This is a genomic window from Mesobacillus jeotgali (assembly GCF_014856545.2).
In the GTDB taxonomy this organism is placed as follows: Bacteria; Bacillota; Bacilli; order Bacillales; family Cytobacillaceae; genus Mesobacillus.
This window is the reverse complement of the sequence record NZ_CP109811.1, coordinates 765220-779652: the sequence shown is the minus strand read 5'-3', so window position 1 is coordinate 779652 and position 14433 is coordinate 765220. Positions and strand designations below refer to the sequence as shown.

Here is a 14433-nt window from a genome sequence, read left to right as displayed (position 1 = left end):
ATAAACCAAAAGGACTATTCTAAGAATAGTCCTTTTAGTTTATTTATTATAGTTATAGTTTTTTATGGATAAATCGGGAATTTTAATTCTACGGTTGTACCCTCATTTAATTTGCTCTTTATATCAAAATGTCCATTATGCTCTTCTATTATCTTCTTAGTTACCATCAAACCTAGCCCATTACCGTTTTCTTTAGTTGTATAGAATGGTTCACCGAGCTTCTGTAATTTGTCAGACTCAATCCCACATCCCTCATCTCGAATAGATACCGTCGCAAAAGCATCTCTAACTGCAGATGTAATTTTTACAGTACCTCCATCTGGCATTGATTCCATGGCGTTTTTGATTAAATTAATGAATACCTGCTTTAATTGATTCTCGTCACATATTAAATCCGGACTATCAGCAAGATTCAACTCAACATTTACATTCATTCTATCGGCATGGGGTTCAATCACCACAAGAACATACTCAATTATTTCTTTCAGATCTTTTTTACTTTTTTCTGCTGTGTTAGGCCTTCCTAATATCAAGAGGTTCGTAACAATAGAATTTATCCTATCAATTTCACTTAGCATTATAGGATAGTAATGATCATCATCTTTGTCTTTTTCCTGCTGAAGCTGTGTGAAGCCTTTTAATGAAGACAATGGGTTTTTTATCTCATGTGCAATAGCAGTAGCCATTTGTCCAATAACAGCTAATTTTTCCTTTTGCCTTAAGTCGTCATGAATCGATGTTATAGCCGTTACATAAGATTGGAATCTTGAGAGGAGAACCCATGTTATAAATGAGATAAAGATAATTAGCGCAATCGGGAACACAACATTATTCGAATGAAACATTATTCCATCCAAAAGATATTTTAAGAAGAAACCAATTGAAGTCACCAGGAAAAAACGTTTATTTACAAAGATCGGCGAGAACAAAATAAAGTATATCTCAAGGATATGCCCCCCGGTAAACTCCTTATCATTATCCCAAAAGATCATGGCATTATTGATAATATCGAGGAGCATGAAACTAAATATATACATGTATTTAATTTTTTCAGGTGTGCCTTTTTTAATGAAATATAAAGCCACAGGGAGCAATAAGAGGAGAAGGAAGTGCATTACAAATCCCAGGCCACCCTCAGGGAATCCTACCCTGCCTCCCTCTCCACCATAATGAGGTATGATAAAATAATAGGCCAGGTCATAAACAAATAATATGATATAAAAAGTCCATAAAAAGAACTTAACTGCTTTTACTTCTTCATATACTAAAACCGAATTTTTTTTGAGTGGATCCATACGAATCTCCTTAAATCTGAAAACTTGATAGCCTTATTATATCAGGATGTGTCACATCTTGTTACATTTTGTCTCATTGCGCAATGAAATTTTAATAAATATTTTTTATGGATTGAAAGGAATTTTTTATGGAATGAGAAATGGACCAGGTGATCAGATGCCTGGTCCATTTATTTATGCGGTTTCGCTTAGGTTGTATTCGTTGAGGATTCCCTCGAGTTTGAGTGCGAGACCCATGCTGCCCTGGATTTTAAGCTTTCCTGTCATGAAGGCGGCTGTTCCGTTGAGTTTGCCCATGATCATCTTCTTGAAGTTTTTATCTGACAACTTCAGAGTACAATCTGGTGTTTCTTCTGTTCCTTCTACCACTCTGGCAGTTCCATTTGTGATCAGCAGTTGGAAGGTCCCGCTGTCATCCCCAGTAATGTCATATTGATAGACTGTATTCATGCCTTTAATAGGCTCAGGTCTTTCTTTCATGACTCTTTCAATTTCCTGCCATACTTCTCTGACCGACTTGTTTTCCAACATCCTAGCCCCCTATCAACCTATTTATTTCCATCATACCCGACGGAAGTCCTATTGGGCAATCCGAAAATGAACGCATTATCTGATAATTCCCTATATTAGACGGGTTGCTTTTAGCTTAACTGCCCGTACTCGCGAAAGCCTTCAAGCCCCTGTTCCAGAATGTATAGGCAAGGACACAGCAAACAACCGCTGCAACCGGGGTCCAGAGCGCGAATTCCTTGTATCCCGACTTGTCGATAAAATAAGCTGCCGGATAGAATGCTGTGAAACCATAAGGAATGACCCATGTCAGGAACATGCGGATTCCTTTGTGATAGATTGTCAGCGGGTATCTCGCAAAATCGCTCAGGTTGAAGACTGCCCAGACAATCGGCAGGCTGTCGATCATCCAGAAGCTGAATGTCGCAAAAAATAAATTGATGGCCACGAAAATCAATCCGGATGAGATGATCATGACAACCAGCATTGCGATTTCTGCTGCTCCCCAAACGAGGTCAAGCTGCGGAATCGCTGTTCCCAGGATGATCAAACCGATAATCAGCTGGCCGAATCCATCTTGATGCAAGCGGTCAGCCACGACATGGAATAATGGATTGACCGGCCTGATCAGCAAACGGTCGAGTTTCCCTGGCCTGATATACTGCCAGCCAAGCGTCCATAAATTATCAAAGAAGATCTGGTGAATCGAGCGGCCCGTTGCCGCAATTCCGTAAATGAACAATATCTCATAAAACGACCAGCCATTAATCTGCTCAATGTGGTCGAACACTACTTTTACAAAAAAGATCGAAGCAAACTGCTCCAGCATGACCGAGGCGACACCGATCAAAAAGTCGATTCGGTATTCCATCATCACCTTCATATGGCTCTTCGCAAACTCCCAATATAATCTCGTATAACGACGCATTGAATCCCCTCCTATCCTCCAAAAATCGTAATCTGTTTAATCGCCTGCGACCAGATTACCCTTACCAAAACATACAATGAAATCAGCCAGAACAACTGTACTCCCAGTGCCATGTATACTTCTGTACCGCTAATCAACCCTGAATAAATCGAGACAGGCAGATACACCATCGCCTGAAAGGGCAGGAATTCGGTTATCGTTCTGAGCCAATCCGGGAAAAGCGTGATTGGTACCAACGCTCCTGAGAAAAATGTAATTAGTGATTCCTTCAATACTCTTACTCCCCAGACATTGACCGTCCAGAACGCGAGGACACCGACGAGGAAGTCGAAGAACGTACCGATCCAAATTCCCACCAATGCACTCACTATGAATAACAAAATCGTCTCAGGTGATTTTGGAAAGCTTAAATCCATGAAGAAATAAGCAATCAGCACCATCGGAAGCGTACCCTGGATTAGGTACATGATTTTCTCCCCAATATCCACCGCGAACATTTTAAAAATCATATCGTAAGGACGCATCAGCTCGATCGCTACCTGACCCTCCTTGATATTTTCCGCAAGCTCATTGCCTACACCGCCGACAAAACCCTGAAGCAGCATCGCAATCACAATATACGTCAGCATTGTTTCAAGATTAATATTTTGAATCGTCGTCTGGTTGGCGTAGACTGCCTGCCAGAAGAAGTAAATAATCAACAGTCTCATTACCGAAGAAACGGTCCCGGCCCAGTACCAGGCCGAATAGGCCGTATTCTCCTGCATTCGCCCTTTAGCTATTTGCCAATACTTTCCCATGCTCTCCCCCCTGTTCCTGCTTGTTGTACAGCTCCTCTACAATTGTCTCGATCTTAGGATCCGCAATATTCAAATCACCAATTTCATACATGCTCATCATTTCCGAAATGACGAACGAGCTTTTAACAGTCTCATGGTCAAAAGAGAGGCTGACCTTCGTTTCTTCTTCATTGTGTAAAACTTCCACCTGACCAGTGAGCGACGCAGGCAGTTCAAACTTTTCCTTATCTGCCAGTTCAAAATGGATTACCCGCTGCTGGCCAAATTGCTTTTTAATCTGCTCAAGACCTCCATCGTATAAAATCGTACCGCCATCAATGATGATGATCCGGTCGCAGATTTCCTCAATGTCCTGCATGTCATGTGTAGTCAACAGCACTGTTGTGCCCCAGCGCTGATTCATTTCCTTAATAAACTTTCTGATTTTCACCTTCACCGCAATATCCAAACCAATCGTCGGTTCATCCAGGTAAACAACTTTAGGCCTGTGAAGGAAGGCTGCAGCCAGCTCACAGCGCATTTTTTGCCCAAGAGAAAGCTGTCTGACCGGAATACCCAGCAAGGGCTCCAGGTTCAAGACATCCGTAAACATGGCGACTGTTTCTTGATACTCTTGCTCCGGAATCTCGTAAATATGTTTTAACAGATTATAAGATTCACGAACCGGTATATCCCAGAAAAGCTGTGTCCGCTGTCCGAAGACCGCTCCAATATTCACCGCATTCTTCTGGCGGTTTTCATACGGCACCAGCCCGTTCACCATCACCTTGCCCGAAGTCGGTGTCAGGATTCCCGTCAGCATCTTGATTGTCGTCGACTTACCGGCGCCATTCGCCCCGATATAGCCTACCGTCTCCCCCTGCTCAATGGTAAAATTAATCCCCTTCACCGCATGCTTCGTCTCATACTTCCGGTTAAAAAGCGACTTGATTGCTCCCTTAAGACCAGGGTCACGCTTTACCAATTTATATTCCTTTTTCAAATTCTCAACTGTAATCACATTATCACTCTCCAAGAACATACATTCGATTTTTAGGCACAAAAAAACCACAGACATCCCAGTCCGTGGTTACGCAGTTATTTTAACATGACAAAAATAAGCGCTACTACACACAATACAGGCAGGCCGAAGATAAACCATATGAAATTGTTGTAGCTGTTCCATTAGTTGTGTTCAACATTTCGACTGCCTCCTTAGGTTATTTGAATTGAATACTTTCATATTGTACCTGTTAAAGAAAATTTTGGCAACAATATTGTAAAAAATAATTGGTGCCTGATTTTACTCAAGCACCGTGAACTATTTTATTATTAAACTTTAGAAAAGTGATTAGTTCTTCCAGTGTTTCAAAGTGTCCGGCAGTGCCGAATTCATGGAATATATTCATCTTCCGCAAAATCCCGCCAAGATCAAGGTCGTTACCAACAAGATATAGATTCTGCCCGCGATCTTTCAACTGGTCTTTGAGTTGCAGCAAGAGCAGTGCACCAGATGCATCAACGACCGTTACTTTTTCTATATCTATAACAATATCAGGACTGCTATCCGAACTGATTGTCTTGGTTATGAGCTCTGTAGCACCAAAGTAGAGCGGTCCTTCCAGGTTATATATTTTCAAACCATTTTCCGCTTTACTATTAATCTTGAAGCCTTCCTCACTCATCCGCTTCATGAAAATCAGGGCACTCATCACAATTCCGACACCGACCGCAACCATAAGGTCAATGGCTACTGTTAAAATCATGGTGACCAGCATGACCGCTGCGTCTGTGCGAGGTTCATCCTTTAGGATTTTCAAGCTGTCATAATCGAACATTGTAATACCCGTCATGATCAGAATCCCCGCTAGCACTGCGAGTGGAATTTCTTCCGCCATTGGTCCGAACACCAGCATGAACAGCAGCAAGGCAACGCTATGGACCATTGCTGATAAAGCAGTCTGTCCGCCACTTCTCAAGTTCACGACTGAACGGACAGTGGCACCAGCACCAGGCATCGCACCAAAAAGTCCTGCCAAGGTGTTACCAATCCCCTGGCCAATTAACTCTTTATTGCTCTTGTGCTTTGTACCTGTCATATTGTCCATAACAACCGATGTCAGCAAGGAGTCAATAGATCCAAGGACAGCTATACTTAACGCTGCCGGAATCAGTTGGATGATGACACTTAAGTCGGCAATTGGCAACTGAAATTCCGGCAAGCCCTTTGGAATCTCGCCAATCCTTTCTGCGGTATCAAAGAAAATAAAATCATTGATAAAAGGAAGTGTAAAATGAACGGCGGGTACTACCTTTTCCAGAAGAATGACCGCCACAGTACCTAAAATCAGTGCCATCAAACTTGGCGGGATGATCTTAGTCCACTTCATCGCAACCAGCATGAATACAATCGTCAAAAGCACGACTAAAAAGCTGCCCGTCACATACTGCAGCTGCCCCATGATAATGATGATGGCAATCCCGTTCATAAAACCGCTGACGACTGGCAGGGGAATGAATTTTAAATAATTCCCAGCCTTCAATAGCCCGAATACAATTTGAAAAAGTCCTCCCATGAACGCGGCAATGAACGCATACTCAAGTCCCTGAGTCGCCACAATCCCAGTAAAGATAATCGTGATCGGCCCAGTCGGACCCGTCACCTGCCCCTTCGTCCCGCCAAACAAAGCAGCAAAAAAACCAGTAATAATGGCACCATACAAACCAATGATGGCACCATCCGAATTACCCGTCGCCTGCATCCCAAAAGCCAACGCAAGCGGCAGCGCAACAACCGAAACCGTAATCCCGGCCAATAGTTCACGCTTCAGCATCTGAAACATGTACGATACGCCTTCTTTCCTATACTTTTATAAGAAAAATTATACGCCTGTTAATATGGAATCTGAATATGGAAATAGTAAAAAGAAATGAATTTTTTTCGAGGAGGTAAAGTGGCTGACTGGTCACATAATCTGGCCCAGCCAGAAACCGTGAATAATGACGACAACTGAATAAGAAGCGGATGCAAATACTAGCAGAAATTTGACCAAAGAAGAACGAGGAACGATACTAAACACTATAAATAAAAGAAGTAAAATTGATAGAGCGCTTTTTATGAAAAGAAATAACAATGGATCGGTTTCATATATGGCATTCATGATTGGATTTAACTCAGCGATAAAGGCATTTCTTATTCCGAACCATGTTATGAAAGTGTCGAGCAGATTCAAAACTGTTAAATAATAAAAGAGAAGAATCAATTTCCATCACCTCTTAGATGACTTAATGTAGATTATAGTCATACACCTTTTTGTTTATGTATATACCATTCATACATTTTAAATAACCACCCATTTTATGTACCTTAATACTTCAGAGAAAAGAGTAAATTCAGACGATGAAACTTTGATTCTTTCTTATCGGAACACAAACACAAAAGCCTCCTGATAGAGGAGCTTTTGGAATTAATGATTATTTCCCAATCAGACTTTCTGCAATTTTTTCAGGGACCACGACGATGTCGGGGAAATAACTAACTGATTTCAAACGTTCATCAAATTCATGTCCTGATTTCAAAGTTGTTTCTATATAAACCTCCATCACCTTCCGCGCCCTCTCATCTCCACCAACACCATACTCCAGCGCATTCACACTCTCAAAAATCTTCACCATCAATTCAGCCACCGTTTTGGAGTGAAAAGTCTTATGGTCATGGGAAGCTGTCTGTAGAGACACAAGCAGTTTCTCCAGCTGGTCGATCCCACCACGAACCTGATCTGCATACTCTCCCTCCATCGTAGCAATACGCTCATTCATCTCCTCCAAAAATAGCTCTCCAGCATTAAACTTCTCCATCAGCCTCAATACTTCAAGCCCTAGGATGTTCGCTGTCCCTTCCCAAACGGTCAATACCTGCGCATCCCTCAACAATCTAGGCGTGACAAAGTCTTCGATATATCCATTCCCACCGTGCATTTCGATGGCTTCGTGTGCGAAGTGGACGGCTTGTTCTGCGGTCTCTTTTTTCAAAATGGCGATGTAGAGTCGATTCAATATGATATCCTTTTCGCTTAATCCTGGTTCGTTCCTCATGACTTTTTCAAACAATGAGAGGTACTTGAAGACGGTTCTGGTTTCGACTTCTAACTTAACTGCCATTTTCAACAGGGAGTCTTTGATCATTGGGAAGTCGGCGAGCTTCTTGCCGAAGGCGTCGCGATTTAGTGCATACTCCCTTGCTTCGCGGTAGGCGCGGCGCATGATGCCTAGTGAGGCGACGGTGTTGCAGACGCGGGAAAGGTTCAGTGCTTCCATCATGTAATAGAAGCCTTTTGCTGGGTCGCCTACTACAAAGGCTTCTGCTCCGTCGAACTCGACTTCGGCGGATGGGACGGCACGTACTCCGAGTTTATCTTTGAGCCTGCGGATTTTGATTCCGTTTAGTTTTCCGTTTTCTTCGCGCCATGGGACCGCGAAAAGTGTCAGGCCTTTTGTGCCGGATGGAGCTCCTTCTTTTCTTGCCAACACCATCGCAACGCCGCACATTCCTGCGTTGGAGGCGAAGTATTTTTCACCGTAAAGCTTGTAGCCCTCGGCGGTTTGGACTGCCTTTACCACATTCGCCCCGACGTCGGATCCGCCCTGCCGTTCGGTGAGGAATGTTGCGCCTTCGTATAATGTTGTTTCTCCTGTTGATAAAACATGGGGCAGAAATTTCTCTTTCACCTCTGGTGATGCGTACTGTTCCAATAAATAAGCGGTTGCCATCGTCAAGGTAACCGGGCAGTAAAAGCCGGCTTCAGTTTGAGAAAGAAGATAACCCTGGGCATAGGAATAGATATAATTCCCGCGGCGTCCTAATTCAGGTATATCTTTATGGACATAGCCGACAATCCCGGTATTATAAGAATCTTCAAGCGTTTTCCGGTAGCCGTCATTCACCCAGACCTCCGAGATATCGTCGCCATAGGCATCGAATTTGATCAGCTTTGGCTGTCCTTCGCGGTCGGTAAATCTGGCGCGCTGGTCGATTTCGTTGGCGCATTTTTCGCCGAAATTCAGCAGCTCCCGATCTGCGTACTCGTAAAACTCTTCATCCAATAATTCCTTCAACAATGCCCGAAACTGCGGTTCTTCACTGTAAAAATTCATTCACTTAGCCTCCCTTTGAATTCAGTTAATAGCCTTTCAATTTCTTCTCTGATTTCAACCAGTTCGCAAATCCGTTCATTAACTTCAGCGAGTTTTTCCTCTCCATACTGAATTGTCACCTTCAGCTGCTTTTCACCAGTCCGATCCTCGTCGAATAGCAACACCATTTCCTTGATTTCATCAAGCGAAAATCCAAATCGCTTCCCGCGGAATACGAGTTTCAAGCGTGTTACATCACTACCAGTGTAAATTCGCCGCCCTCCTTCAGTCCGGGATGGCTGCAGCAAACCGAGCTCTTCATAATAGCGGATTGTACGGGTGGAAACCCCAAACTCTTTCGCCAAGTCAGAAATCGTGAACATCAACAAAACCTCTTTTTTAACAGAATAATCAGTAAATAAATTATATCATTGACGTTAACGTAAAGAGCAAGCCAGATTCCCAACGGAACCTGGCTTATTTTTTCACATATAGAAGCGGGTCAACGCTGTTTGATTTTTCATAATTCCACTGGCCTTCATGGATTTCAAAATGGAGATGCTTGCCCCTGCTGTCACCCGTGTTGCCCATATAACCCAGCAACTCGCCTTTTCTAATAGACTGACCTGTTATAACTGTGCTTTTTTCCAGATGGGCATAAAGGGTTGTAAAGGTTCTGTCTCCGATCTTGTGGGTGATCAGCACGCAGTTTCCGTAGGTTGCGGAATAATAGGAGCGGATGACGGTTCCCGATGCAGCTGCAATCACTTCGGTTTGGGCTGACTCATCAGCGATATCAATGCCTGAGTGGAGCCTCCCCCACCTTGGTCCATAGCCTGAGGTCAGCTCTCCCTTCGCTGGCATGATAAAAACAACCTCAGATTCAGATAGCTGAAACTCCACTCTCTGGTTTTCTTTTAAAATCGCAATCTCCTGGGATGCGAGGTTGACATAGACCTCGTACATGTCCATCAGCTGTGATTCACTTTCCTTCTTAGTGTCATGAACGGTTTCGAGCAGGCGCTGCTTCTCCTCCGCCTTCTTCTCCAATTCAGCTTTCAGTGACAGCATTTCCTGTTGATCCTTTTCCAACAGTATTACCTTGTCCTTGAGCGCTTCTTCCCGTTGCTTGAGTGACTCCAATTCAGTTTTGTGTTTTGCCAGCAAATCCTTATCAGCCTTAATGATTTTGCTGACCGCAATTGCGGTATCAAACAGCTGGGACACGTTTTTCGAATCAAAAATCAAATCCACATACATTCCCAAGCCATCATTCTTCTGCATTGAACGTAGCCGTTTTTTGATCAATTGCTCCCGGTGGTCGATGTTGAAGCTGAGCTTGCTGATTTCCTTTTTCATCTCCTCTGCAGCCTGTCCCGAAGCATCCAGTACGTTTTGGAGTTCACGGATTTTCTGATTCAACTCTGACATCTCATCATCCAGCGCCTTCAGTTCGGAAAGATACTTTTGCTCAGCGTTGTCCATTGATTGGATTTGGTTTTCTTTTTCCGTGACATTCTCCTTAAGCTGAAGGCGCTGCTGGCGGATTTCCGATTGTTCTGCTGAATCAGCAGGCTGCACGCCTGTCATGACTAGTCCGGCTATGAATGTGACTGTTATTATATTTTTCTTCATCCCACGCCTCCTGTACTTGATTCTATCAACTAGTATATCTCTACGAAGCTACTAAACCTGTCGACTTCTGTTGTCGCTTTTCATTTTTGCAGTAGGACAGTAGCAACTTTCGCCTATTGCTGTCATAATGTAAATGGATGTTTGCTTAAATACACTAAAGCGCTAAATGAATCTGGAGGTATGAGGACAATTGAGCCATGCTGCTTTGAAGTATCAGTCAAAATTAGATTTGAGGGAAACCGAAATAGCGATTAAGAAAACGAAGGATTTTTTTGAGAATCATCTTGCTGAGGCACTTGAACTGACAAGGGTTTCGGCGCCGATATTTGTAAGAGGCGGGAAGGGAATCAATGATGACCTGGCTGGGAATGAACGGGTGGTTTCCTTTGATGCGCCTGGTGTGGAAAACGATGTAATGGAGATTGTTCAATCTCTTGCAAAGTGGAAAAGGATGGCGTTGAAGCGCTATGGATTTTCTCTGGGAGAAGGACTTTATACCGACATGAACGCAATCCGGCGCGACGAAACTCTCAGCCAACTGCACTCCCTTTATGTGGATCAGTGGGACTGGGAGAAGGTGATTTCCCAAAAGCAAAGGAATGCGAAGATGCTGACGACGACTGTCGAGAAAATTTATGATGTGATGAAAAAAACGGAAAGTTACCTGGCAGATCTTTATCCATCCCTCGGTACCATCCTCCCTGAAAAAATAAGCTTTATTTCTTCACAGCAACTGGAGGATCTGTATCCCGAGCTATCGCCAAAAGAACGGGAGGATAAAATTGCAGAAAGGTTTGGAGCAGTTTTTATCACGCAAATCGGCCATGAACTGCGGTCAGGGGTGAAGCATGATGGCCGCTCACCTGATTATGATGACTGGAATTTAAACGGCGATCTATTGCTATGGTACCCGCCTTTAGGCCGGGCAATCGAAATGTCCTCAATGGGAATCAGGGTTGATGAGAAAAGTCTTCTGGAACAATTGAAGCTTGCCGGCCAGGAGCAACGATCACAATTAGAGTATCACCAGGCATTACTGAACAAAGAGCTGCCATATACCATTGGCGGCGGGATTGGCCAATCGCGGCTATGTATGTTCCTGCTCCGGAAAATCCATATTGGCGAGGTCCAGGTTTCCGTGTGGGATGAGGAAACGATAGAGGAATGCAGGAAGATGAATATTAATTTATTGTAGGCAAAGCAAAAGCCACTGTTAATGACTGCAGCTAGATTGTTAGACAACAATCTAGACCAGTTCATCAACGGTGGCTTTTCATCTTACTTCTGAATCAAGTAATCTACCAGCTTCGACTTTGGCTTCCCAAAGATTTCTTCTTCCAACCGGCGGCCTGTTGGTGTCGCTGCGAGTCCGCCTTCTGCTGTTTCCCTTAGTGCGGACGGCATTGTCTGGCCGATGGCGTACATCGCGCCAATGACTTCGTCGCATGGGATCCGGCTTGTGATACCGGCAAGTGCCATATCGGCAGCAGTGATCGCATTTGATGCACCCATTGCGTTTCTTTTTACACAAGGAACTTCAACTAGCCCTGCAACAGGGTCACAGACTAATCCAAGCATATTCTTCAGCGTGATTGCGAAGGCATCTGATGACTGCTGCGGAGTTCCGCCAGCCATTTCAACGATCGCAGCGGCAGCCATTCCAGCAGCCGAACCGACTTCAGCCTGGCATCCGCCTGCTGCACCGGAAATCGATGCGTTATTGGCAACAACAAAGCCGAATGCAGCTGTCGTGAACAGATACTCAATCATTTCCATCCGGGTTGGGTTCAACTTTTCCTTTACGGCAAAAAGTGTTCCCGGAACGACGCCTGCTGATCCTGCGGTCGGTGTCGCGCAGATGATGCCCATTGCCGCGTTCACTTCATTCGTGGCAACCGCTTTGCTGACAGCATCCAATAATAGATTGCCAGCCAGTGATTTTCCGCTGTCAATGTATTTTTGCAACAGGACTGCATCCCCGCCTGTAAGGCCGGTCTGGGACTTGACGCCAGCCAAGCCTCTTTCCACAGCGCGTTCCATGACCTGCAGGTTATTGTCCATCTGGGCAATGATTTCCTCGCGGGAACGGCCTGAAACTTCTATTTCCTGCCGAATCATGATTTCGGCGATTTTCACCTGATTTTTTTCAGCTAATTCAACAAGCTCCGCAACATTACGAAACATGGCTAGCCCTCCTGATGTAACTCATATTTAGTCAACGAGACGGATGACCTGGTCAACGCCATCAAGGGCAGTTAACTCCGCATAAACTCCGTCCTCAAGTTTGTGGTCCATTTCAATGACCATGACGGCTGTGTCTCCCTTATCCTTGCGGGAGACCTCCATATGGCCGATATTAATCTGATGCTTTGATAAAACGGTCGTCACGGCTGAAATCAGCCCGAATCGGTCATGATGGACGACGAGAATGGCCGGATTGGCACCGGATAACTTGAGTTTGAACGAATTGATCTCGGTGATCTCAATCGTTCCGCCACCGATAGAAATTCCAACGATTTCAAGCTCCTTGCCCTGTCCATCGAACAGATTTATTTTTACTGTATTCGGATGCTCCATAACCGCATCCTCAGTGATGAATTCAACTTCGAGCCCAGACTGCTCCGCGATTTTCAAAGCATTGGGAATTCTCTCATCAAATGTATCAAAGTCCATGATTCCGGCAACGAGCGCCAGGTCTGTTCCATGTCCTTTATAAGTTTTAGCAAAAGAGCCGTACAGGGAGATGACGGCCTTTGTCGGCTGCTTCTCGAATAATGTGCGCGCCACACGGCCAATCCTTGCAGCGCCGGCTGTATGCGAACTCGATGGCCCGATCATCACCGGACCTATAATATCAAATGCAGAACGATATTTCATGGTGCACTGCCCCTTTACCAATCTATTGAAAGCGATTTCATATATAAATAATTTTGAAGAGTCCTAACCATAGTTATCTTACCACATTATTAATATAGTTTAATCATATATTTTATGGAACTTAAAAACCACCCTGGGAAATCAGGATGGCTAATTCACGCTGACTTTATTCCTGCCGCTGTTTTTCGATCCATACAATGCCTCATCGGCACGGTTCAGTAACGAGTCAATATTGTCAGTTTGCCGATAATCCGTGACTCCGAAGCTTGCGGTTAGACTGCCGGCACCTTTAAAGCAGTGGTTCTCGACCATCTTGCGGAAATGCTCAGCTTTTTCATACGCTTGTCCACCGGTACTGTTGGTGATCAGCATGAATTCCTCTCCACCCCAGCGGCCAAAACGGTCACCATCTGCCAGATTGCCAGAGACGATCGCTGACAGCTCCTTCAAAACACAGTCACCGATTTTATGGCCAAATACATCATTCACCTTTTTAAAATGGTCGATATCAAAAAAGATAATCGAAAACGGTTTGTCCTCTTTTTCAGCAGCCTCGAGCCTTTCCTCCAGCCAGATATCAATCTGGTGCCGATTGGCCACTCGGGTCAGGGAATCGAGATAGGCATACTTTTTAAGCAAATCTCTTTCTGTAAAAGCACGGAACATATTTTGCGCATAGTAGAGAACTAGTATATAGACGATATTCGCCGCATGGAATTGCGTGAGCGAATCAATTGATTCAGAGGTCATCTGCCCGCTGTAAATCACTCCGATTGCCAGTGTTACCATGAAAATGAAAATCGAATAATACAGTCCTTTTTTTATGCCGAGCGCTAAAAAGAAGAACATGATGATGAGCGGCATCCAGACAATGAAATCTCCCAATGATCCTCCTCTTTCCGCGAGATCATTGGAAACGACATCAAACATCGTGGTGATATGATACACGCTCACCAAAAAGAGCGTGACATACTCCGCTAGGCGAATTCCACGATTTGTATATGCTATAACCCAGCTGATGGAAAACCAGACAATCAGCGTTGTATTGATGATAGTATCAAACTGGCTGTTATTATTTAAGTAACTATTGATAACCAGGGCAACCGTAATAATCGGGAGCAGCCACATGTAAACACTTCGCTTAAGTTCCTCAATCGTTTCAAAGTTATTAAACATCTTTCTCATCTCCCTAGCTATAAGACATGTGCAAATCATATTGCTCGTTTCGCCTTATTAGCAGTCCTAAGGTTCAAGATTTTTTCATTATTTTGAATTT

Annotated in this window: 14 protein-coding genes; 1 reads left to right on the top strand and 13 read right to left on the bottom strand. The window is 44.1% G+C overall.

Features of this window, described 5'->3' with window-relative positions; all coding sequences use genetic code 11:
• Positions 1 to 62: 62 nt before the first annotated feature.
• From FOF60_RS03930 to FOF60_RS03890, 10 genes are all read right to left on the bottom strand, one after another.
• Positions 63 to 1295 (bottom strand): ATP-binding protein, encoded by a 1233-nt coding sequence (locus tag FOF60_RS03930; RefSeq protein ID WP_192469673.1) that lies wholly within the window; start codon positions 1293 to 1295, stop codon positions 63 to 65.
• Between the two features lie 174 nt (positions 1296 to 1469).
• Complete coding sequence (locus FOF60_RS03925) at positions 1470 to 1826, bottom strand: SCP2 sterol-binding domain-containing protein (RefSeq protein ID WP_192469674.1); 357 nt, start codon at positions 1824 to 1826, stop codon at positions 1470 to 1472.
• A 115-nt stretch (positions 1827 to 1941) separates the two neighbouring features.
• Positions 1942 to 2733, bottom strand: coding sequence for an ABC transporter permease (locus tag FOF60_RS03920; RefSeq protein WP_192469675.1), 792 nt, complete (start codon positions 2731 to 2733; stop codon positions 1942 to 1944).
• An 11-nt stretch (positions 2734 to 2744) separates the two neighbouring features.
• Positions 2745 to 3533 (bottom strand): ABC transporter permease, encoded by a 789-nt coding sequence (locus FOF60_RS03915; protein ID WP_192469676.1) that lies wholly within the window; start codon positions 3531 to 3533, stop codon positions 2745 to 2747.
• Positions 3508 to 4533: an ABC transporter ATP-binding protein gene (locus FOF60_RS03910; protein WP_192469677.1), complete on the bottom strand. Its 1026-nt coding sequence runs from the start codon at positions 4531 to 4533 to the stop codon at positions 3508 to 3510. The genes FOF60_RS03915 and FOF60_RS03910 overlap by 26 nt, the downstream gene beginning before the upstream one ends.
• Before the next feature lie 286 nt (positions 4534 to 4819).
• Complete coding sequence (locus FOF60_RS03905) at positions 4820 to 6355, bottom strand: SulP family inorganic anion transporter (protein WP_192469678.1); 1536 nt, start codon at positions 6353 to 6355, stop codon at positions 4820 to 4822.
• A 123-nt stretch (positions 6356 to 6478) separates the two neighbouring features.
• Positions 6479 to 6745: a DUF5658 family protein gene (locus FOF60_RS24535; RefSeq protein ID WP_413632884.1), complete on the bottom strand. Its 267-nt coding sequence runs from the start codon at positions 6743 to 6745 to the stop codon at positions 6479 to 6481.
• A gap of 241 nt (positions 6746 to 6986) precedes the next feature.
• A complete protein-coding gene (locus FOF60_RS03900; protein ID WP_192469679.1) occupies positions 6987 to 8666 on the bottom strand; it encodes an acyl-CoA dehydrogenase family protein in 1680 nt (559 codons plus the stop codon).
• On the bottom strand, positions 8663 to 9034 hold the full coding sequence (locus FOF60_RS03895) for a MerR family transcriptional regulator (protein ID WP_192469680.1): 372 nt from the start codon (positions 9032 to 9034) through the stop codon (positions 8663 to 8665). The genes FOF60_RS03900 and FOF60_RS03895 overlap by 4 nt, the downstream gene beginning before the upstream one ends.
• Positions 9035 to 9122: 88 nt before the next feature.
• Complete coding sequence (locus tag FOF60_RS03890; RefSeq protein ID WP_192469681.1) at positions 9123 to 10280, bottom strand: murein hydrolase activator EnvC family protein; 1158 nt, start codon at positions 10278 to 10280, stop codon at positions 9123 to 9125.
• A 205-nt stretch (positions 10281 to 10485) separates the two neighbouring features.
• Here FOF60_RS03890 and asnA point away from each other — a divergent pair, with 205 nt between their 5' ends.
• On the top strand, positions 10486 to 11475 hold the full coding sequence (gene asnA, locus FOF60_RS03885) for an aspartate--ammonia ligase (RefSeq protein ID WP_192469901.1): 990 nt from the start codon (positions 10486 to 10488) through the stop codon (positions 11473 to 11475).
• Positions 11476 to 11558: 83 nt separating this feature from the next.
• Here asnA and sdaAA read toward each other — a convergent pair whose 3' ends face one another.
• The 3 genes from sdaAA to FOF60_RS03870 all read right to left on the bottom strand — a co-directional run bounded on the left by sdaAA (position 11559) and on the right by FOF60_RS03870 (position 14333).
• The gene (gene sdaAA / locus FOF60_RS03880; RefSeq protein WP_192469682.1) at positions 11559 to 12464 is read right to left on the bottom strand and encodes an L-serine ammonia-lyase, iron-sulfur-dependent, subunit alpha; all 906 of its coding nucleotides are present in this window, start codon (positions 12462 to 12464) and stop codon (positions 11559 to 11561) included.
• A gap of 27 nt (positions 12465 to 12491) precedes the next feature.
• Positions 12492 to 13157 (bottom strand): L-serine ammonia-lyase, iron-sulfur-dependent subunit beta, encoded by a 666-nt coding sequence (gene sdaAB / locus FOF60_RS03875; protein WP_192469683.1) that lies wholly within the window; start codon positions 13155 to 13157, stop codon positions 12492 to 12494.
• A 150-nt stretch (positions 13158 to 13307) separates the two neighbouring features.
• Positions 13308 to 14333 carry a GGDEF domain-containing protein gene (locus tag FOF60_RS03870; protein WP_192469684.1) on the bottom strand — a complete coding sequence of 342 codons (1026 nt, stop codon included), beginning with the start codon at positions 14331 to 14333 and terminating at the stop codon, positions 13308 to 13310.
• Positions 14334 to 14433 lie beyond the last annotated feature (100 nt).

What these genes read in the sequence shown, in the direction of transcription:
- sdaAA (WP_192469682.1), bottom strand. Translation starts at nt 12,464, where the DNA reads ATGTTTCGTAATGTTGCGGAGCTTGTTGAATTAGCTGAAAAAAATCAG.
- FOF60_RS03925 (WP_192469674.1), bottom strand. Translation starts at nt 1,826, where the DNA reads ATGTTGGAAAACAAGTCGGTCAGAGAAGTATGGCAGGAAATTGAAAGA.
- FOF60_RS03920 (WP_192469675.1), bottom strand. Translation starts at nt 2,733, where the DNA reads ATGCGTCGTTATACGAGATTATATTGGGAGTTTGCGAAGAGCCATATG.
- FOF60_RS03915 (WP_192469676.1), bottom strand. Translation starts at nt 3,533, where the DNA reads ATGGGAAAGTATTGGCAAATAGCTAAAGGGCGAATGCAGGAGAATACG.
- FOF60_RS03890 (WP_192469681.1), bottom strand. Translation starts at nt 10,280, where the DNA reads ATGAAGAAAAATATAATAACAGTCACATTCATAGCCGGACTAGTCATG.
- FOF60_RS03900 (WP_192469679.1), bottom strand. Translation starts at nt 8,666, where the DNA reads ATGAATTTTTACAGTGAAGAACCGCAGTTTCGGGCATTGTTGAAGGAA.
- sdaAB (WP_192469683.1), bottom strand. Translation starts at nt 13,157, where the DNA reads ATGAAATATCGTTCTGCATTTGATATTATAGGTCCGGTGATGATCGGG.
- FOF60_RS03930 (WP_192469673.1), bottom strand. Translation starts at nt 1,295, where the DNA reads ATGGATCCACTCAAAAAAAATTCGGTTTTAGTATATGAAGAAGTAAAA.
- FOF60_RS03870 (WP_192469684.1), bottom strand. Translation starts at nt 14,333, where the DNA reads ATGTTTAATAACTTTGAAACGATTGAGGAACTTAAGCGAAGTGTTTAC.
- FOF60_RS03905 (WP_192469678.1), bottom strand. Translation starts at nt 6,355, where the DNA reads ATGTTTCAGATGCTGAAGCGTGAACTATTGGCCGGGATTACGGTTTCG.